The organism is Halopseudomonas salina, assembly GCF_008641105.1.
Map to the genome: position 1 here is coordinate 142,642 of NZ_VTTI01000010.1, position 21,073 is coordinate 163,714.

Genomic DNA, 21,073 nt, shown 5'->3' on the forward strand with positions numbered 1-21,073 from the left:
ACATCACAGGCGGTATGACTGCATGCACACTTTTTTCATAGCTCCAACCGGCTTCGGGGTTGGCTTGACCTCGATCAGCCTCGGCCTGATTCGCTCACTGCAACGCGCAGGCTTGCGCGTGCATTTTCTCAAACCCATCGCCCAACCCCACCCCGGCGACCTGGGTCCTGAGCGCTCGACCGAACTGATCAGCCGCACGCTCGATCTCAAGCCGCCCAAGCCGTTGGCACTGGCCGATGTGGAGCACCGGCTGGCAAACGGCCAGCTCGATGAGGTTCTGGAAGACATTGTCAGCAGTTATCAGCTCGCCGCGATAGACGCCGACGTGGTGATTGTCGAAGGCATGGTGCCAACCCGTCAGGCCAGTTATGCCGCGCGCATCAACCATCACCTGGCTCGCAGCCTGGATGCGGATGTAATCCTGGTCACCGCGCCGGATGACGACGACATGTCGAGTCTGGCTGACCGTATCGAAATTCACGCTCAGGGTTTCGGCGGCCCGAGCCATCCCAAGGTACTCGGCGTGATCGTCAACAAGGTACGCGGACTCGAGCTGGCGGACAGGCTGCCAAGCGACCGCAGCGAACTCAAACGTACCCTGAAAGAGTTCGCCATTGCCCTCAAACAGGAGTCCCAGGTACTGGATACCGAGGACTTCCGCCTGATCGGCTGCATTCCCTGGGAAGAGACCCTGAACGCGCCGCGCACGTCTGACGTGGCCGAACTGCTGCATGCAACCGTATTGCACGAAGGCCAGATCAACAGCCGCCGCGTCATGGAGATTGCCCTGTGTGCACGGACGGTACCCAATATCGTCGAGCGCCTTAAACCCGGTACGCTGATCGTCACGCCCGGCGACCGCGATGACATCATCATTGCCGCAAGTCTGGCGTCCCTGGCGGGCACACCCCTGGCAGGCCTGATGCTGACCAGTGGCTTCGCCCCCGATGAGCGGGTCATGCAGCTGTGCCAACCCGCACTGACCGGAGGTTTGCCGGTACTGTCCACAACCACCAACACCTTCGAGACTGCGACCCGGCTCGACCGCATGAATCGTGAAATTCCGGTAGATGATCACGAGCGCGCGGAACAGGTAACCGAGTTTGCCGCCTCCCACATCGACCACGCCTGGCTGGAGCGGCGCTGCGACGCGCCACGGGAAGCCCGCATGTCACCGCCAGCATTCCGTTACCAACTGATGACCCGGGCCCAGAAAGCAGCCAAGCGCATTGTTTTGCCGGAGGGCGACGAGCCTCGTACCGTGCAGGCTGCAGCCATTTGTCAACGCAGGGGCATTGCCCGTTGTGTCTTGCTGGCCAAGCGCGAATCGGTTGAAGCTGTGGCCCGGGCTCAGCACATCACCCTGCCGGATGACCTTGAGATCATCGATCCGGAGGAAGTCCGTGAGCGGTATGTCGACAAGATGGTCGAGTTCCGTGCCGGCAAGGGTCTCAACGCGCCCATGGCGCTGCAACAGCTCGAAGACAACGTGGTGCTGGGTACCATGATGCTGGCACTCGATGAGGTCGACGGACTGGTGTCCGGTGCCATTCACACCACCGCCAACACCATCAGACCGGCATTTCAGCTGATCAAGACGGCCCCCGGGTACAATCTGGTGTCTTCGATCTTTTTCATGCTGCTGCCCGAGCAGGTGCTGGTTTACGGAGACTGCGCGGTCAATCCGGATCCGAACGCTGAAGAACTGGCAGAAATCGCGATTCAGAGCGCCCGGTCCGCCGAGTCCTTCGGCATTCCAGCACGGGTGGCGATGATCAGCTATTCGACGGGCAAATCCGGTACCGGGGAAGATGTGGAAAAGGTCCGTGAGGCAACCCGCATCGCGTCCGAGCGCGAGCCCGGGCTTCTGATCGACGGTCCGCTCCAGTATGATGCTGCCGCGATTGCCAGCGTCGGCCTGCAGAAAGCACCAGATAGTCCGGTGGCCGGCAAGGCAACCGTGTTCGTGTTTCCAGACCTGAATACCGGTAACACGACATACAAGGCGGTGCAGCGCAGTGCCAACGTGGTCAGCGTTGGCCCAATGCTGCAGGGCTTGCGCAAACCGGTAAACGATCTGTCCCGCGGCGCCCTGGTGGACGACATTGTCTATACCATTGCCTTGACGGCCATACAGGCAGACAAGTAAAAATGACTCGATCGCCGGTTCATCTGGCCGGCGGTCCCTGAATGAGCACCCATTGATGCTGAGCTTTCTGCCTCACGCCCTCCGCGGCGCCCTGGCAACCCTGTTGCTGATAATCAACACGCTGCTATGCTTCAGCGTACTGTTTCCCATTGCCATGGTGAAACTGCTGCCCTTCCCTGCCCTGCAGGCGCTCTGCACCCGGGCGTTGATCCGGATCGCCGAATTCTGGATGCTGTGCAACAGTGGCTGGATGCGGCTTAGTGGCAACACTGATTGGGACGTACAGGGCGTCTCCCAGCTGGACTATGACGGCTGGTATCTGGTGACCAGCAATCACCAGAGCTGGGTCGACATCCTGGTACTGCAGCACAATCTCAATCGCCAGATGCCTATGCTCAAGTTCTTCCTCAAGCAGGAACTGATCTGGGTCCCGGTAATCGGTATCTGCTGGTGGGCGCTCGACTTTCCCTTCATGAAACGCTACAGCAAGGCCTATCTGGCCCGGCACCCGGAAAAAGCCGGGCAGGATGTGGCGACCACCCGCCGCGCCTGCGAGAAGTTCAAAACCACTCCGGTCGCTATCTTCAATTTTCTTGAAGGCACCCGTCTGACCCCCGCCAAACACGCCGAACAGAACTCGCCTTTCCGTTATCTGCTGCGCCCCAAGTCGGGGGGTATCGCCTTTGTGCTTGATGCCATGGGTTCGCAGTTGCGCTCATTGGTGGATGTCACCATCCACTATCCCGATGGCAGTCCGACGTTCTGGGACCTGCTCAGCGGCCGAGTCAGAAAGGTCGTGATGCGCTGCGACCTGAAACCCATACCCCCGGAATTTCTGGGTCGCGACTATCAGAACGATAGTGCTTTCCGCGAAGCCTTCCAGGCCTGGGTCAACGAGCTGTGGGCTGAGAAAGACCAGCAGCTCGAGAGGCTGCACGACCAGTATCCAGCTGACCAGTAGCCCGGGAATTCACACAAAAAAAACGCAGCCAGATGGCTGCGTTTTTTTCATGGTCTTCTATCAACCTGCTTGCGCAGACAGATAAGGCCATAAGTCAATTACCGCTGCAGGGGCCGCAGGTTGATTTCCACACGGCGGTTCTGCGCACGACCATCAGTAGTGTCGTTGCTCGCGATCGGCTGGCTAGGGCCAACGCCCGTTGCACTGATACGCGCACCGGCAACACCGTTGTTAGCGAGATAGGATGCAACGCTCTGCGCGCGTTCACGGGACAGACGCATATTCAGGTCATTGCTACCGGTGCTGTCAGTGTGACCAACGATCTCGACACCATTCTTGTCGAATTCCTGGAATACCTTGACCAGCGAATTAAGGGTGGGATAGAAGCTGCTGGAAATGTCAGACGAACCGCTGGCAAAGGTGATGTTGCCTGGCATGACCAGCTGCAGGTTCTCGCCATTGCGCACAACCTGCACACCGGTACCGCGCAATTCCTGACGCAAACGGGCTTCCTGCTGGTCCACGTAGTAGCCATAACCAGCACCCGCGGCGCCACCAACAGTCGCACCGATCAAGGCACCCTTGGCGCGGTCATCGCTACCGGAAGTCGCAGCACCAATAGCAGCGCCGGCTGCCGCACCACCCAGGCCGTAGATTGCAGATTTGCCGCTTTCACGCTCACCCGTGTAGGGATTGGTAGTACAACCCGCCAGCAGCAGCGTGCTCAGACCCGCAACAACCATCATTTGCTTCTTCATGTATAGATTCCTTTTTCTTCAAAACACGTGGTGACAGATTAGCACACGCCTTCAAAGACACACTGGCGTGCGCGGCAAGCTTTGTGCTGCCAATCAAACTCTGTGGGAGAAACGTGACCTGGGTATCACCGTAGTGACGAGTATCAATTGCTGAGCCATAAGACCGCACTCTGATGCGCACTGCAAGACAATTACCTGATCCGGGGTCGGCCTACCCAAGCAGACCCAGCAACTTGCCCTGAGCTACCGCCTGCGTACGACGCGCCACGCCGAGTTTGTGATTGATGCGCCGCGCATGACTTTTTACCGTATGCAGTGAAATAAACAGGGCTTCACTGATCTGCTGATTAGAGTGCCCGCGCGCTATACACTCCAACACCGCGAGCTCCCGACTGCTCAGAGGCTCGACCAGTCCAGACTCCGGGGCCTGGCTGGCCATCGGCAGTTTCTCCTGCAGCCGTAACTTCAACCGGGAAGGGGGCGCGTTCTGGAGGGTGCGCTGGACCAGCACAGGCATGTGCGAGATCAGGGGCAGGAATGGGCCCACGATTGTATCGTCGGCAGCCCAGACGATGGCCCTGAGCAACAGTTGTTGAGCCTGGGCGCGTCGCTGGCTACGACCCAGCATCTGCACCAACTGCGTCATGACAGACAACGCCTGCAAGCGCTCACCCTGCAGTTGCAGGCGCTCCAGGACTTGCCACAGCAGGGCCTCGGCCTGCCGCTGCTCACCCCTGCCCCACAACAGTCGAGCGTATACCCGCTCGATCACCACAGGCAGCACATGGAAAAAGCTCGGCGGTGCAGCCGGCTCTTCAAGACAGTAAGTCTGGCGCAGCCGCGGCAGCCACTGCTCGGCCAGCTCCTGCCGCCCGGCGCTGATCCACAGATCGCTCTTCAGCGCCGTGCCCCAGCCGAGATAGAAAACCGGCGGAACATCCCACTGGTGCATCAAACGCTCAGCCTCAGCCAGCAGCTCGAAGGCCTGGTTGAAACCATCACGCCGACGCGCCTCAATGCCTGCCAACAGACAATAGCCTGGCAAAACATGGATATCTCGACAGCTCCTAGCCTCATCAATACCCTGCCGAACCTCACGCCGAGCGGCTTCAGAGTCGCCAAGCTGACCGACATAATAACCATGCAGGATCGTCAGCCGTGCCCGAATCGCCAGGCCCTGGGGGTAATCCAGCTTATTAAGCACTTCAAGCTGTTGACCGAGCATCCGGCAAGCGCGGGCCACTTGCCCACGGGCTTGCAGCAACCGCGCACGTACCAGTACCACCTGCGCCTCGAACAACACATTCGCGCTACGCTGAGCGAGCTCCAGCGCGGTTCTGGCCCAGCCCCGGGACGCGTCGATATTTTCTTCGCACAACGCAATATCAGCGAGGGTCAACATCGACATAAGTTGACTACCGACATCCTCGCTATTCAGACACTGCAGACTGTGCTGGGCACACTGGGATGCCTCGCCCAGATCCCCGGCAGCTCTGGCGACATAACTTTGCAGGGCCAGCGCCTGCCCCAGCAGCCTGCGCTGGCTTGCAGCGTCGGGTTGCGGCAGAAAAAAGGCCAGGCGGGCAAGCATGACGCGAGCATCCTCCAACTGACAGGCCAGCGCCAGCGTCCAGCCATGCACCAGCACCAGACGGGCAGAACTGCCTTGCAAGACGCGCGGCAGGATTGCCTTCCAGCGCAGCAGCGTACTCACATGCTGCTCGGCAAGCAGTTGATCGAGAGGCAGGTGCTGCGCCAGCGCCGCAGCCTCATCCGGACGTTCTGCGGCCAGCGCCTGCTCGACCGCATCAGCAATACGGCCATGTTCGCGGAACCAGTCACAAGCTCGCAAATGCACCCCCTGACGGGCAGGAAGCCCCTGCGCGGCACCCCGCTGTCGAAGCACATCACAGAACAGATGATGAAAGCGATACCAGGTGCTCTGACGGTCCAGGGGCACCAGAAAAACCTGATGTTCCAACAGCCAGTCAATGATTACCCGGCTGTCACTGGCATTACGCACCTGATCGCACAGCTCGGGAGTGAAGTGGTCGAGCCAGATAATCTGTGACAGAAACTCCTGCACGTGAACGGGCTGCCCCCCGATCACCTCCTCCAGCAGATACTCCTGTACCAGCTGCTCTTCACTCACCGTCGCCTGCGGTTCTCCAGATCCGGCCGTAAGCGCAAGTAGCCGCAGCCCCGCAAACCAACCCTCATTACGTTCGATACGCTGGCGGAGCCACTGCCGATCGGCAACGTCGACTCCTGCCCGCTCGAGAAAGATCCGGGCACACTCCGGCGGCAGCCGCAGTTGTCGCTCGTCCAGCTCCAGGACCTGATTGGCCAGGCGCATGCGCCCGAGAGGCCAAGTAGGGCGACCTCGGCTGGTAATCAGGACCTGGAAAGAGGCCGGCAGGCGCTCGAAAAGGAGCGCGCACAGGCTGTCGGTGGCCGCGTTGCGGGCAAGATGATAATCGTCGAGAATCAACAGCACGGACTGTTGAGACAGATTATGCCGTTCCAGTTCGCTTACCAGGCAGGCTATCAGCGGCTCGATTGCCAGCGGTTGATGCGTCTGCTGCTGCGCCAGCAGCGCAAGCTCGGCCGCACCCACCCCGGGAAACAGGGCCTGCAAGGCCTCTATCAGGCTGCGCAGCATTTGTGCGGGCGCAGCATCACGGCGCTCCAGCGCAAGCCAAGCAGATAACCAGAGATCAGGGAGTTGTTCGGCCACTTCAGCGGCGAGCGTACTCTTGCCGGCACCGGCAGGTGCGCAGATCAGCACCACACGACATTGGGCCGCGTCCTGGATCAGGCGGACAAGTTCAGGTCTGGGCAGATGGTCAGCCGGCAACGGGGGCCGGAACATCTTGCCTGGGGAGGAAATGGCAACGTGCATGCCACCAAGTCTAGCGGGATGTGCCTGGAGATATATTGTCGATTTGTAACGAACCGGGCCATAGCGTTTGGCTACAGCCCGGGGCGGTTACTAGCGAACGCCAGCCTGACGCAGAGCAGCCGGCGTGAAGTCTGACGAGCTTGCGCTGTGCTGATAATTATAATCCTGAGCTTCTTCGTTATTCAGGCCCATGACCAGATAGCGACCAGCCAGTACGTCATACAGCGTTTCGGCAGCAAAACCCGGCACCTGATCCTTGTAGCGATGCAGAGCATGGGCTTCGGCTACGCGCCACATGGTGTCACGTCCGTCATAATGGTCGATATGCGCAGCCTGCCAGGAGTCCTCGTCAATAAACATGTGACGCTTGGCATAGATGTGGCGTTGATCCGGCTTGACCGTTGCCTCGACTTCCCACACGCGGTGAAGCTCATAGCGGGTCAGATCGGGGTTCAGGTGACCGGCCTGGATGATGTCGCTGTACTCATGCTCCGGCGAACCCAGGTTGTAGCTGTTATAGGCAATGTACATTTCCTTCTTGCCCTTGAGCTCCCAGTTATAGCGGTCAGGTGCACCGTTATACATGTCCAGGTTGTCAGAGGTACGCATGCCATCGGCAGCAGTACCCGGGCCATCATAGGAAACCTGAGGAGCGCGGCGTACACGGCGCTGACCGGCGTTGTAGATCCACGCAGTGCGGGGCGTATCCACCTGATTGATGGTCTCGTGGACCAGCAGCACGTTACCGGCGAGACGGCTCGGGTCGGTCACCTGCTGTTTGAAGTAATAAAGGATGTTATCCATGGTGCCCGGAGTGAAATCACTCAGGCCCTGCGGAATAACATAGTCTTCGTTAAAACGTACTATGGTGTAGCTGCCGTTTGTCTGTGGGGTCGCCTGCACGATGATGCGCTGCAGTGACTCGCCACGGAAACGGGTAATGTGGTTCCAAACAGCTTCCAGACCATTGGTCGGAATCGGGAAAGCGATGGCCAGACGGTAATTTTCCAAGCCGTCACCACCGGCAACCAACTTGGTGTTGGCAGCGTTGTCGCGTGCTGCACTGTAGACCGAATCAGGCATGGAAACACTGCGGCGGCTTTCAAAAACCGGCATACGGAAAGTTTCGGGATAACGCTTGAACATCGCTACCTGGCCAGGGGCAAGATTGTCGGCATACTGCTCATAGTTCTCTGCAGTAATGACAAACAGCGGCTGGTCATCGGTGAAGGGGTTGGATGCAAAACCGTCGGCCCCTACAGGAGCTGCATCAGTTGCCAGGCCACCAGTCCACTCCGGGATAGTGCCTGCAGCGTTTCCTGCTTTCTCTGCACCAACCGGCGTCAGTGTATTGCCCAGCGATGCAACCTGCTCGGGCGTCGCGGCTGCCATACCGGCTGAACTGAAAGCCAGCAGGGAGACCGCCAATGCGGATTGTCTGAAATTAGGTTTCATAGTTGTTCTGCCTTGCCTGTGGCCAGGAATCTAACCCCGACCGGTTGAAGGGTGCCATCGCCGTGAAGCACAGCGTATGCAGCCGCGCACTCTACCCGAGCGCGTGCCGTGGTGAGACCGTCCAAAGTATGAATCTGCCAGGCAGACATACCGCAGAACCTCACCGCTTATAGGCATGAAACCCACCCTTCATGCCGAAGAAGCAGTCTTGAAGACTGCCTCCCCGACCGACAAAGACGCCACGACCAGACCGATGTTACCGGCCAGCCGCAACCCTGAAAACGCTTACAGCGTAGACAGGAAGGGGGCTTCAGCCTCTTGCCATTTGACAATCTCGCCGCGAATCAGTTTCTTGTCGAGCTTGCCAACACTGGTTTTGGGTATTTCGGTAACACACGCAATCTGGTTAGGAATGGCCCACTTGTTGATGCGGCCCTCCTCGGCATAGGGCTTGAGGTGATCACGCAAAATGCGTGCGTCCATCTCTTTACCGTCATGGGCCACGATCAGCGCAAAGGGACGCTCATCCCATTGGGGGTCAGGCACGCCCACCACGGCCACTTCCTTCACCGCAGGGCTCTGGCTAATCAGATCTTCCAGCTCAAGGGAGGAAATCCACTCGCCACCTGTCTTGATCACATCCTTGATACGGTCACGAATCTCGATAGCGCCCATCGCATCAATGGCTGCCACGTCACCGGTATGCATCCAACCATGGGACCACAGTTCCTGGCTCTTTTCCGGCTCGCGGAAATAGCCTTGGGTCAGCCAGGGTGCGCGCAAAACCAGCTCGCCCTGGGTCTTGCCATCGTGGGGCAGGAAACCGCCCTGCGGGTCCATCAAACGCGCTTCAACAAAGGGTACCGGGATACCGGCCTTGATGCGGTAGGCCGCGCGATCGTCTTCAGTACCCTGCTCCAGCTCCAGGTTGATGTAGCCACTGGAGATCAGGGGACAGGTCTCGGACATGCCGTAGGCTGCTGACAACACCATGCCCTTCTTCTTGGCCGCCTCATACAGGCTGCGGTTCAGCGCGCTGCCACCAATAATCACGCGCATACCGCCAAAATCCATATCCTTGGCACCATCAGCGTTAAGCACCATCTGCAAAATGGTCGGTACGCAATGGGAGAAGGTCACCTTTTCTTCGCGGATCAGCTTGCAGAGCATTTCCGGCTCATAACGGCCCGGATAGACCTGCTTGGTGCCCAGCAGCGTCGCAGTGTAAGGAATACCCCATGCATGCACGTGGAACATGGGTGTAATCGGCATGTACACATCGCGGTTGCCAAACAGGCGCACGCTATCCAGTCCACCCATGGTCGACGCCTGAGTCAGGGTGTGCAAAACCAGTTGGCGGTGGGTGAAATACACGCCCTTCGGATTGCCTGTAGTGCCAGTGGTGTAGAAGGTCGTTGCGACAGAATTCTCGTCGAATTCAGGGAAATCGTACGTCGGTTCGGCCGCAGCCAGCAACTCTTCGTACTCGCCCACCAGATCAGGGAGCTCGGCAGTCTTTTCCTGTCCATCGGTCAAGAGAATGGTTTTCTTGACAGTGGTCAGATCACCTTCAATGGCCTTATAAATAGGCACAAATTCACTATTGACCAGCACGAAAATGTCTTCGGCATGATTCATGGTGTACAGAATCTGATCGGGCGACAACCGGATATTGATGGTGTGCAATACAGCGCCGATCATCGGGATAGCGAACATGCATTCCAGGTAACGGTTGCTGTCCCAATCCATCACTGCGACGGTGTCGCCCGCCTTGACGCCCGCATTGGTCAGAGCATTGGCGAGCCTGCAGACCCGCTGATTGAGAGTGGCGTAGTCATACCGGCTGATGTCGCGGTAGACGATTTCCTGGGTGCGCTCATAGCGCTGACCGGATAGCAGAATATTCTTGATCAGCAACGGCGTAGCATGCGCCTCGTCCGTCGGTTTGATGACACGGGTATTGAGCATTGTAATGACCTGTATTGTTGGGCTTGTCTGGTCTGGATGCGGCCTTGGGCCAAGCATGCCTTTACTATAGCCAAGTTTGTCCCCGGCTACCTATCCCTCCTAAGTATGAACCTGGCCACACTTATCCAGCGAGTATACTTAGCAGGTATAATGTTGCAATCAGGTCGATAGATGACCCTGCCATCAAAGTCAGTCATTATTTTTCAGGAGCACAGCATGTCCGATAATCACATTGTCATCGTCAGTGGCGCGCGCACCCCAATGGGTGGCTTTCAGGGCAGCCTGGCCAGCGTAGCTGCCGTGGATCTGGGTGCATTGGCGATTCGTGAAGCCGTCAGCCGCGCCGGCATCCAGCCCACTGATGTGGAAGAGGTGATCATGGGCTGCGTGTTGCCCGCAGGCCTCAAGCAGGGCCCCGCCCGTCAGGCAAGCCTGAATGCCGGCCTGCCCGCCGCGACCGGCTGCACTACCATCAACAAGCTGTGTGGTTCGGGCATGAAAGCCGTGATGCTGGCCCACGATCTGCTCAAGGCAGGCACCAACAAGATCATGGTCGCCGGCGGAATGGAAAGCATGTCCAATGCCCCCTACCTGCTTGAAAAGGCTCGCGGCGGCATGCGCATGGGCCACGGCGAAATCAAGGATCACATGTTCATGGATGGCCTGGAAGACGCCCGCACCGGCCGCTTGATGGGTTCTTTTGCGCAGGAAACCGCAGACAAGAACGGCATTACCCGTGAGGAAATGGACGCCTACGCCATCGAGTCACTGACCCGCGCAAAAAAGGCAATCGACAACGGCTCGCTGGATAGCGAAATCGTACCCGTCACGGTCACCAGCCGCAAAGGCGAAACCGTGGTAAAGGACGACGAGCAGCCGCATAACGCCAATATCGACAAGATCCCCGGCCTGCGCGCCGCCTTCGGCAAGGACGGCACCATCACCGCCGCCAACGCCAGCTCGATTTCCGACGGCGCCAGCGCCCTGGTATTGATGACTGCAGCCGAAGCTGAAAAGCGTGGCTTGCAGCCACTGGCCCGCATCGTTGGCCATGCGACCCAGAGCCAGGACCCGAGCGAGTTCACCACTGCCCCGGTCGGCGCGCTGCGCAACCTGTTCGACAAGACCGGCTGGAAAAAAGACGAAGTGGATCTGTTCGAGATCAACGAAGCCTTCGCCATGGTCACCATGTTGGCTATGCGCGAGCACGATCTGGACCACGCCAAGGTGAATATCTTTGGGGGCGCCTGCGCCCAGGGCCATCCGGTTGGCTCCACCGGCTCGCGGATCATCGTCACGCTGATCAACGCCCTGCAGAAAACCGGCGGCAAGCGTGGTGTTGCAGCGCTGTGCATTGGTGGTGGTGAGGCAACAGCAGTAGCGGTCGAGCTGGCCTGACCAAACCCGATGCATTTGCCCTTCTGGTTGGTCACTGCAGTGCTCGCGCCTGTTCTGCTCTACCAGGGCAGGCGGACGCGGCGCATAACCCCGCGTTTACCTGACGGCAGCGGAACTCCAGGCGGGCAGTACGGCGAGGGCACGCCTGAGCGGCGCATACTCGTACTGGGCGAGTCCACGGCGGCCAGCGTCGGTGTCGCCACTCATGACCAGGGCCTGGCCAGTCAGCTGGCTCGGCTGATCCACCAGCACTCAGCGAGCACGACCGCCTGGCACACCTTCGGGGTAAATGGCATTCGCCTGCAAGCACTCAACGGCGCGCTGGTAAAGGCGGAGCTTCCGCCCGCAGATCTCGTGCTCCTGAGCATGGGGGTCAACGATGCTACGGGATTCACATCCCGAAATCGTTTCCGCCAACAGCTGATTGCCCTGCGTCAGATGCTGGCAGCGCGCTACTCGGCGCCCCTGGTGCTACTCGGCGTGCCACCCATGCATTCGTTTACCGCCCTGCCTTCACCGTTACGCCAGGTCATGGGCTGGCGTGCCCGACAGCTGGATGACGTATACGCCCGGTTGGCCCACGAGAGAACGGGTGACTTTATTCATCTGCGCTACCCACTGGTAACCGACCCCGATCTGCTTGCCTCGGACGGTTATCACCCCGGCCTGAAGGGGTATCGGCATATTGCCGAGGCACTGATGCAAGAAGGAATAGATCTGCTTCACTGACCCGCGCAGATCACCCGTGGGCGACCTTGCCTGGCACCTCAGCCATTCTTGCCGAGAACAGGCCCTGGCCCGAGCGCCTTTGCCGGCAGCATCCGCACAATCCAGCTCAGCAGCATCCCGTACAGCGGCACGAACAATACCAGGCTGATAATCAGCTTGATCGCATAGTCGACCGTGGCAATCTCGACCCAGTTGGCGGCCATGAACGGATCGTCGCTATGCCAGAACGCCACCGAGAAGAACAGGTAGGTATCCAGCAGATTACCGATCACGGTCGATGCTGCCGGGGCGATCCACCACTGGCGCAACTGACGCAGGCGATCGAATACCTGCACATCCAGCAACTGGCCCAGCGCATAGGCAAGAAAGCTCGCAACGGCGATGCGGAATACAAAGAGATTGAATTCTCCCAGCGCCGCCAGTTCACCAAAACGCGCCTCCTGGAACAGTACCGACACCACGTATGAAGCTACCAATGCGGGCAACATCACCCGGGCAATAACCCGCCGTGCGGCACCCTTGCCCATAAGCCGGACAGTCAGATCAGTCGCCAGAAAAATGAACGGGAAACTGAACGCTCCCCAGGTGGTGTGCCAGCCGAACAGGGTGACCGGCAACTGCACCAGGTAGTTGCTGACGATGATAATGAGGATGTGAAACGCGATAAGACCGGCCAGAACGGAGCGGCTGATCGTAGATGCTAGCAACGACATGGGATGTCCTTTTTGGGATGTAATGGGGTTAGGGAACCCATTGCCACAACCACTCTGGCTGCGTGCGGCCGGCATTCTAGCGCTTTGTCAGTCAAAAAGGTACCGATGCAGACGGGCGGTGTACTGCTTGATGACCCCCGTCAACTTATCTTCACGGCGGCTCTGCTAGTCTTACCGCCAGGCCCAGCCAGGACAGATCCATGGAAATAAACACGCCCGTTACCGTGGCGATCGCGATCATAGCGCTATGGATTGGATTTCATATCAATCGGCGAGTGGCCTTGCTGCATACCTACAATATCCCTCCCGCCGTTACCGGCGGCTTGCTGATCAGTGCGCTGGTCGCAGTGATCGAAGCCACTACCAGCCGGGACATACGTTTTGATCTTCAGTTACGAGATCTGCTGCTGATCACCTTCTTCGCCACCATTGGACTTTCCGCGCATCTACGGCAGATGCTGGAGGGCGGCAAGGCGTTGGCAATCATGCTCGGGCTGGCAATCGTTCTGCTGATATTCCAGAACCTGACCGGCACCCTTTTGGCACTTGTGGCTGGCGAAAGCCCCCTCCTCGGCCTGATTGGCGGGAGCGTTTCCCTTGCCGGCGGGCACGGTACAGCCATCACCTGGGGTCAGTTATTCGAAGAGCATTTTGGTCTGACCAACGCCAGCTCCATGGGCATGACCTTCGCCACCGCCGGCCTGATCATGGGCGGGTTGATTGGCGGTCCGGTGGGAGCCTGGCTTATTCGACGCAACAATCTGCATTCAGACGCCGCGCACGCCGAGATCCAGCATATCGAGTCCGGCAACAAGGTTACCTACATCATCGAATTGAACAGCGTGCTCACCGCTGTGTTGTTGATCGCCCTGTGTTTCGCCCTGGGCGCGACAATGTACGGCTGGCTATCGGGTGTTGGGGTTCGCTTGCCGGCATTCCTTACCGCCATGTTCCTGGGTATAGCACTTACCAACGGCCTGGAGTTGTTCAAGGTCACCATCGATCACAGACCCATACAGCTCGCGGGCGACTTGAGTCTGCAGCTATTTCTCGGTATGAGTCTGATCAGCCTGCCGCTGCTATCTCTGCAGGGCGCGCTTGGCATGATCAGCGTGGTCATGGTGATGCAGGCCGCTGTCATCACTCTGCTGACCATTTTTGTAGTCTTCCCGCTGCTGGGCCGCGACTATGACGCAGCCTGCATCAGCGCCGGCTTTATCGGCATGGGCCTGGGCGCGACGCCAATCGGTATCGCCAACATGAACGCACTGACCAACCGATTCGGGCCCAGTCCCAAGGCCTATCTGGTCATACCACTGCTAGGCGCCTTTTTCATCGACATCGCCAATGCCACGCTGGTGCAGCTGATTCTGAGTCTGGAGATGTTCCAGAGCTAACGACCAAGAACTAGCGTACTGGACAGAACCAGGGGTGTAACAACAGCCGCGAGCACATTCAAACCCAGATAGGGGCTTAATCGCTCGAGCTCATCTGCGTATCGGCGGGCACCTTCCCAAGCTACAAGCCCGGCCGCCGCAGGCACCAAGGCCAGCAGGGTTAGCGATGACAGGATTCCTGAGTCGACACTCAGCACAATAACAAGCATGGCCGCCGCCGCCATGAAACCGTATACACCGGTTGCAAACTCTACACCGTAGGCAATCGGCAAATGCCGCCGTCCGACCTGGCGGTCAGCCTCCAGATCTGGAAACTGGTTGAGCAACAACAGGTTATTCGCCAGAAAAAAAGGCACCAGTGACACAACAGCCGCACTCCCGCTGTACTGCCCAGTGAGCACGAAATGGGTACCCATCACCACTAGCGGACCAAAAGCGATACCCGGAGTTACAAGACACAGCCAGGGAAGCCTGTTCACCCACCGGGTATAGAACACAATAATGACCAGCCCCAGGATACCAATCGGGAGTATGGCTGCTCCAAACTGCGCCAGAAAATACAAACCAATCAAAACAACTGCCGCCAGGCATCCGCCGGCAGTCCAGCGCACCGCCATTGCCGCATCCGGCCACCTTATCAACGCGCCACTGCCACCACTAAAGGGCGTGCGCGAAGTAAGCGCATCCAGCCCGCTGCGGAAGTCCTGATACTCGTTGAGTGTGTTAACTGCAATATGCGCAGCCAGCGCGCCGATCATTGCCAGCCACAGGTTGGCCCAGAGCACCGGCTCAGTTCCTGCAAAGGCTGTTGCAACGCCCAGGAACACACAGCCTGGCGTCAGCACCAGAAAGGGTAACCGCATGGATTGGAACACGGCTTTGAGCGTCACCAGGCAACCTCGTCACTGAGATCCGAAGCGGACCCGTGGAATTTCAGCAACGATGTTACCGGAGGCTGGTGCAGGGGATATTGCTGCAGGTCAAAGACCCAAGGCACCTCGGCGCAACCAGTCGTGCACAAAGGCGAGCTTCTGACGCGCGTGGTCAGACAGCACAAAGGGATAAATATCTGACAGACCCATGGCACGATTGACGTGGTTTACGCCCACGGTCAGTGTCGCAGCAATGTGAATAAGTCGATCGGCATCCGGCTCCGAATAAGGGTCCCAGCCAGCATCAGGAATCTGCGGCGAGGAAAGGCCGGTGGCGACAAAGCTGTCTGCTATATCTGTCAGGTGGAGCAGATGCGCCGCCGTCTCGGCCCAATCTTCGTGGGGATGGGCCGACGCGTAGCTGGTCAGGTAATGCTCCTTCCAGTTCTCAGGAGGGCCGTTCGCATAGTGATATTGCAGCGCGCCAGGGTAGTCGATCATCACATCACCGAACATGCCCTGAAAGGCCTCCAGAAAGTCCTCGCGCAGGCTCAAACGCCACCAGAGCATGTGAGCAATCTCATGCCGCATATGGCCAATCATGGTGCGGTAGGGCTCTTCCAGTGCCTCACGGCGAGTAGTTACCAGCACAGGGTCCACCTCCGCCACACTGATCGTCACTACACCACCAGCGTGCCCCATGGGAACGGGTGTTGTACCTTCAGCCAGCAAATGAAACACCGGGCGAGCTCCTGGATCCTCTGGTCTGAACCAGTGCCAGCGCCCCAGATTATCCAGAGCCCAGCGCTTGGCAGCCTCGGTTTGTGCCCAGTTGGGAAGAGCATTGGCAATCGACGTATCCGGAGCCAGCTCTGTCATGCTGCAGGACCGGCAAAATTCGCCTTCGGCAGGTGCTATCCAGTTACAACCGATGATGTCGCGATTGGCACAAAAAGGTGGTGTGGGCAGAAATGCGCGCGCCTGCGGGTCGTACGCGACTGGCATACCCTCCGCCGTGGCAAGATTGTCGAACCACAGAGAGCCGGCGCCAACCGGATTGGAAAAAACACGCATAAGCGAGCTCCTGAAAAAGCGTTAGCTCTCAGCATGGACCCTGAGCCTGGAACTACAAGTTATTGATGCTCAATAAAACCGATGGAGCGCCTGCTATAGTCTGAATCAAACAGCGACAGCAGGCCGAGACATGTCACAGACAATGGGATTGACCGAGCGAATCGAACATATCCGCAAACTGCCCCCGCGGGATGCCGCCGAGGAGCTGGTCGGGCTGCCGGCGGACGATATCCAGTTCATTCTCGCGCGCCTGCCAACCGATCAGGCTATGCAGGTGGCCTCCCACTTGGGCGAAATCGCCGCTCCAGGGGACACCGCCACGCGCGTGGTGTTGTCCGGAATCGAAGAAACCATTGGCGAGCTGATGACCCCCGCCACAGCGACGCTCCCCTCCAGCTATACGGTTGCCGAAGCCTTGGCGTTCATGGTGAAAAGTGCAAACGTGGCCGAAATCAGCTACATATTCGTAGTCGAGGAAAACCGCCTGGTCGGGCTCGTGGGCATGCGCGATCTGATTCTCTCCAAGCCATCCGAAGCGCTGTCCAGCATCATGGTGCTTGAGCCATTCGCGTTTCATCAGAGCACACCCATCAAGAGCGCAGTCAGCGAAGTGCTCTACCGGCACTACCGCATCTATCCAGTGGTGGATGACCAGCAATGTGTGGTGGGCGAAGTGCGCGGCTGGAAACTCTATGAGCGCATTGTCTCCGAGCTCAGCACCCAGGCCGGCTCCCAATACGGTGTGGCAAAGGAGGAGCAGATCAATACGCCCGTACTGGCCGCCTTCCGGATGCGCCATCCGTGGCTACAGGTCAACCTGATTACCGCCTTTGCAGCGGCTTTTGTGGTGGGGATGTTCGAGGGCACCATCTCACAGATTGTCGCCCTCGCCGCCTTTCTGCCGGTGCTTGCCGGCCAGAGCGGCAACACCGGCTGCCAGGCACTGGCAATTACCCTGCGCGGCATAACGTTGGGCAAGATACAGGACTACCCGCTCAGGCAGTTGCTGCGCAAAGAGATACTACTAGGCGCCCTCAATGGCGCAGCGGTCGGGGTTATTGCCGGCACTGCAATGTTTGCCTATGCGCTTTTTACCGATTCTGCCAATCCGGCCATGCTCGGCTTCGTTATTTTTATCGCGATGATTGGCGCCTGCATGGCCAGCGGCATATTTGGGGTTGCCGTCCCCTTGCTGCTCAAACGCTTCGGCGCAGACCCGGCAACGGCCAGCAGCATTTTCCTGACCACTTTCACCGACATTATCGGTATGGGCTTGATGCTGTTCCTGGCGACCTCATTGGTGCTCTAGGGTTAGCCCTCGAACATCCTCTCAAAATCAGGATTGTTCTCTGCTTTGCAGGCGGCCCGGTCCATCTCGATCCTGCTCATCCGGGCTGTCAGCTCCTCAAGAAAACAGGCATCTACCCGTACCTCCGGCACCGTCAGTGACTCGGCAGAATAGTGCCCAGTAAACCCCGATAACGTCTTGTTGGTCAGCGTCTGTAGCGCAGTCACGGTCGGCATCTTGCCCTTGCCCTCGCAATGAAAACTGCCGGCCACACAGCGACAGTCCGGGCTCACATGATAGGAACCGATTCGCGTTTTGGCGGGCAGCCTGAGTATCGACCCGGGAATATCCCCGGCCAGTGTGGACCCGGGCTTGTAGGCGCCGTAAACAATGGCGCGTATCTCGACGCCGAAGGGATTGGACACATACCATTTCACGGGACTATAGGAGCTGAGCACCAACACCACAGGGTCAGCCGTCTTCTCCAGATTGACGATGGTCGTCATGTCCCGGGCGGAACTTTCGTACAGACCCGCATACAGCACCTGAAAGTCATCAAGCAGATTCGCCTGCAGGCGCATCTTGATCTGATCCATATCCAGATAAGTGACGCTGGAGTGTATGCCCACGCTGAACTCGGTCGTGTGCCAATTATTGACGTATTCCACCTCGATCTTGTGCTCACCGGGCTCAAACCGGTACAGGATCGACTGGTCCGATCCACCTTCGAACAACACTCGGCCATTGATCAGTATTCGTGTTTTCGACCAGCTCTGGCTGACAGTAAAGCTCATGACCTCCTGCTGCTTGAATTCGAGCATCCCCACCCAGTAACCGCCAAAATCACCCGATTCAATTCCGTGAAAATCATCACGTATATAGTTGATAGCTATGCCCCCGACGGACTCGGTTGCAATCACCTGGCGAGGCTGGTTGGTATTAATGTAGAACGCCTGAAAACCATCCTCTGGCAGCGCGCCAGAGGGATTTGCGTGCTCCCCCCAACTGGATTGGGCAGGACTCAGATCGGCTGCTGTTTTTATCGCTGAGGCATTGCGGTCCTCAACAGAAGCCGTTGATTTAACACTGTGTGGTTTCTGCACGGCCTCGCGTAAACGCTGCTTGCGGGCCTCGACATAGACGCTGTCTGCCCGAGTGCAGTCAAGCTGGTAACCGTACTCAAGGATCGATTTCTGATAGGTACAGTAACTGACAAATGCGTCGAACTGCCCCTGATAAACCGTCTCATCACCGTGCAGCAACTCTGGATAATGCCCGGTTCTATCAAAGTAGGACTCCACCTGTTGATATATATGACGTGACACTACGCCGCTGTTGATTGCCCGGTTGCGTTCGGTGCTCGATGCAGCGCGATAAGTATCGAGCCGCACCGCGCGCTCCTTGATGGCCTCGGTGGCCGCCACAGTATCCAGGTACTGCGTACCAATACGATCAAAGGTGCCCAATGCCAGCTCAAGCTCCCCGCGATCCCACTGCTGAATCGCCTGATTCAACAGCGTTCGCGCCGCTTTTTCAGAGTCAGCACAAGCAGCCACGACTGATACAAGCAAAAACGTTAATAAACACTTTTTAATCACAACAAGACCCTTGTGTTTTATGCACGCCTGCGCGGCGGGTTGAACGGTTCGGGAGGGATCTACCCCTTTTTCGCGGTCTGCACTTTGCAATTGGTTACCAAGCGTTGTTTCGCAAAGCGTGTCTCAGCGGCTTATGCTTGGCTATTCACCTTGCCCGTACCCCTTGCTGAATTTAAACAAGTGTTTAACACTGATAAACCTTTTTTCACCGCCCATATAGACAGGAGCATTTCATGAGCGATATTCGTTTTGACGACAAGGTCGTCATCGTAACCGGTGCCGGCGGCGGCATTGGCCGTGCCCACGCGCTGTTGTTCGCCAAGCACGGCGCCAAAGTTGTCGTCAACGATCTGGGTGGCAGCACCCAGGGCGAAGGCGCAAACAGCGAAGCAGCCCTCAAGGTTGTTGAAGAAATCAAGGCTGCAGGCGGTACTGCCGTTGCCAACCCGGACAACGTAATCGACGGTGAAAAAATCGTGCAGTGCGCGATGGATAACTTCGGTCGTGTGGACGTTGTGGTCAACAACGCGGGCATCCTGCGAGACAAGAGTTTTGCCAAGATGACCGACGCTGATTGGGATCTGGTCTACAAGGTTCACGTCGAAGGTGCCTACAAGGTAACCCACGCTGCCTGGCCCTACATGAAGGACAGCAATTTCGGTCGCATCATATTTACCGCTTCCACTTCCGGTATCTACGGTAACTTTGGCCAGGCCAACTACGGCATGGCCAAGCTGGGTCTGTACGGTCTGACCCGCACCCTGGCGATCGAAGGCCGCAAGAACAACATCTTCGTCAACGCGATTGCGCCGACTGGCGGCACGCGCATGACTGAAGGTCTGTTCCCGGAAGGTGCTTTCGACAAGCTCAAGCCTGAGCTGGTCAGCCCGCTGGTTGCATACCTCTGCTCGGAAGACAGCAAAGAGACCGGCAGCTTGTTTGAAGTCGGTGGCGGCTGGATGGGTAAGGTTCGCTGGGAGCGTTCGCTGGGTATTGGCTTCAACCCCGATGAAGGCTTCACGCCCGAAGACGTGGCTGCCAACTTCGAGAAGCTGTGCGACTTCGAAGGCGCTGTGCATCCGAAGGACAACATCGAGGCGCTGCGTGAGCTGATGGCTAATATTCAGAAGTTCAGCTGACCATAAAAGCCTCAAGCTACAAGCGGCAAGCTTTAAGCTGATTGTGGTTAGGTGGATCAAGAGCCCGTACTGTTTCGCAGTACGGGCTTTTTGGTTTCTGGCCGGCGGGGCCGGCTTTGTTCGAGGTGGAACTCGAACGTTCCCAGAGGCGGGGGCCGGTGTGAGGTGAAACTCGAACGTTCCCAGGGTTGGTGCTTATTGGGAATGTCGAGTTCCATCTTGACCAGCGGGGTCTCAGGAAGCATCTCTGGTGAAGTAAGACTAAGGCCCAACAAAGTGCCACTTTCGCCAGACAATAAAAAAGCCCGGCCCTGATATCAGGGCCAGGCTTTTGCACAAGCAGCTCGTCGCTTGCAGCTTGAAGCTTGCCGCTAAGCAACGCGTCAGATGTAGAACGCTTCCAGAGGCGGGAAGCCGTTGAATTCGATAGCGCTGTAGCTGGTGGTGTAGGCACCAGTAGAGAGCCAGTACATCCGATCGCCAATGGCCAAGTTCAGCGGCAGGCCGTATTTGTAGCTTTCGTACATGATGTCGGCGCTGTCGCAGGTCGGCCCGGCGATAACGACGTCTTCCAGTTCGCCTTGCTTCTAAAAAATTCGATCAGGCCGGAGAATTTGCCAACGTCGGTGTATACCCAGCGCTCCAGGGCGGTGTGGGACTTGCGCGACACCA

General features: G+C 58.1%; 14 protein-coding genes and 3 pseudogenes. 7 read left to right on the plus strand and 10 right to left on the minus strand.

Annotated features, from left to right (window positions below; translation table 11 throughout):
- The first annotated feature begins 22 nt into the window (after nt 1-22).
- A complete protein-coding gene (gene pta / locus FZF01_RS15515; RefSeq protein WP_150278072.1) occupies nt 23-2,149 on the plus strand; it encodes a phosphate acetyltransferase in 2,127 nt (708 codons plus the stop codon).
- Between the two features lie 55 nt (nt 2,150-2,204).
- Nucleotides 2,205-3,110 (plus strand): acyltransferase, encoded by a 906-nt coding sequence (locus FZF01_RS15520; protein WP_150278071.1) that lies wholly within the window; start codon nt 2,205-2,207, stop codon nt 3,108-3,110.
- Nucleotides 3,111-3,208: 98 nt separating this feature from the next.
- On the opposite strand, the gene FZF01_RS15525 is transcribed toward FZF01_RS15520, so the two are convergent.
- From FZF01_RS15525 to FZF01_RS15540, 5 genes and pseudogenes are all read right to left on the minus strand, one after another.
- Entirely contained in the window at nt 3,209-3,868 is a 660-nt protein-coding gene (locus tag FZF01_RS15525) for an OmpA family protein (RefSeq protein ID WP_150278070.1), read from the minus strand.
- Nucleotides 3,869-4,079: 211 nt separating this feature from the next.
- Nucleotides 4,080-4,274 (minus strand): annotated as a pseudogene (locus FZF01_RS19805) (response regulator transcription factor); the annotation flags it as partial.
- A 153-nt stretch (nt 4,275-4,427) separates the two neighbouring features.
- Nucleotides 4,428-6,770: pseudogene (locus FZF01_RS15530) on the minus strand (AAA family ATPase); the annotation flags it as partial.
- A 90-nt stretch (nt 6,771-6,860) separates the two neighbouring features.
- A complete protein-coding gene (locus FZF01_RS15535; protein WP_150278068.1) occupies nt 6,861-8,225 on the minus strand; it encodes a DUF1329 domain-containing protein in 1,365 nt (454 codons plus the stop codon).
- 285 nt (nt 8,226-8,510) lie between these two features.
- Nucleotides 8,511-10,193, minus strand: coding sequence for a fatty acid--CoA ligase (locus FZF01_RS15540; protein WP_150278067.1), 1,683 nt, complete (start codon nt 10,191-10,193; stop codon nt 8,511-8,513).
- A 216-nt stretch (nt 10,194-10,409) separates the two neighbouring features.
- Between FZF01_RS15540 and FZF01_RS15545 the strand changes: the two genes are divergently transcribed.
- Together FZF01_RS15545 and FZF01_RS15550 are read left to right on the plus strand one after the other, a co-directional pair.
- Nucleotides 10,410-11,591: an acetyl-CoA C-acyltransferase gene (locus FZF01_RS15545; protein ID WP_150278066.1), complete on the plus strand. Its 1,182-nt coding sequence runs from the start codon at nt 10,410-10,412 to the stop codon at nt 11,589-11,591.
- Nucleotides 11,592-11,600: 9 nt separating this feature from the next.
- Complete coding sequence (locus tag FZF01_RS15550) at nt 11,601-12,320, plus strand: SGNH/GDSL hydrolase family protein (RefSeq protein ID WP_150278065.1); 720 nt, start codon at nt 11,601-11,603, stop codon at nt 12,318-12,320.
- A gap of 38 nt (nt 12,321-12,358) precedes the next feature.
- Here FZF01_RS15550 and FZF01_RS15555 read toward each other — a convergent pair whose 3' ends face one another.
- Nucleotides 12,359-13,033, minus strand: a complete 675-nt coding sequence (locus FZF01_RS15555) for a 7-cyano-7-deazaguanine/7-aminomethyl-7-deazaguanine transporter (RefSeq protein WP_150278064.1) — start codon at nt 13,031-13,033, stop codon at nt 12,359-12,361.
- Nucleotides 13,034-13,233: 200 nt separating this feature from the next.
- Between FZF01_RS15555 and gltS the strand changes: the two genes are divergently transcribed.
- The gene (gltS, locus tag FZF01_RS15560; RefSeq protein WP_150278063.1) at nt 13,234-14,430 is read left to right on the plus strand and encodes a sodium/glutamate symporter; all 1,197 of its coding nucleotides are present in this window, start codon (nt 13,234-13,236) and stop codon (nt 14,428-14,430) included.
- Here the strand turns inward: gltS and FZF01_RS15565 are convergent.
- Both FZF01_RS15565 and FZF01_RS15570 read right to left on the minus strand, forming a co-directional pair.
- A complete protein-coding gene (locus FZF01_RS15565; RefSeq protein WP_150278062.1) occupies nt 14,427-15,320 on the minus strand; it encodes a prenyltransferase in 894 nt (297 codons plus the stop codon). The two genes, gltS and FZF01_RS15565, sit on opposite strands and share 4 nt — an antisense overlap.
- Before the next feature lie 90 nt (nt 15,321-15,410).
- Nucleotides 15,411-16,376 (minus strand): zinc-binding metallopeptidase family protein, encoded by a 966-nt coding sequence (locus FZF01_RS15570; protein ID WP_150278061.1) that lies wholly within the window; start codon nt 16,374-16,376, stop codon nt 15,411-15,413.
- A gap of 130 nt (nt 16,377-16,506) precedes the next feature.
- On the opposite strand from FZF01_RS15570, the gene FZF01_RS15575 reads away from it, so the two are divergent.
- The gene (locus FZF01_RS15575; RefSeq protein WP_150278060.1) at nt 16,507-17,685 is read left to right on the plus strand and encodes a magnesium transporter; all 1,179 of its coding nucleotides are present in this window, start codon (nt 16,507-16,509) and stop codon (nt 17,683-17,685) included.
- A gap of 2 nt (nt 17,686-17,687) precedes the next feature.
- Here the strand turns inward: FZF01_RS15575 and FZF01_RS15580 are convergent, their stop codons facing one another.
- Nucleotides 17,688-19,220, minus strand: a complete 1,533-nt coding sequence (locus tag FZF01_RS15580) for a hypothetical protein (RefSeq protein ID WP_190325446.1) — start codon at nt 19,218-19,220, stop codon at nt 17,688-17,690.
- Nucleotides 19,221-19,495: 275 nt separating this feature from the next.
- On the opposite strand from FZF01_RS15580, the gene FZF01_RS15585 reads away from it, so the two are divergent.
- Nucleotides 19,496-20,401, plus strand: coding sequence for an SDR family oxidoreductase (locus tag FZF01_RS15585; protein ID WP_150278058.1), 906 nt, complete (start codon nt 19,496-19,498; stop codon nt 20,399-20,401).
- 383 nt (nt 20,402-20,784) lie between these two features.
- Here FZF01_RS15585 and FZF01_RS15590 read toward each other — a convergent pair.
- Nucleotides 20,785-21,073 (minus strand): annotated as a pseudogene (locus tag FZF01_RS15590) (type III PLP-dependent enzyme); the annotation flags it as partial.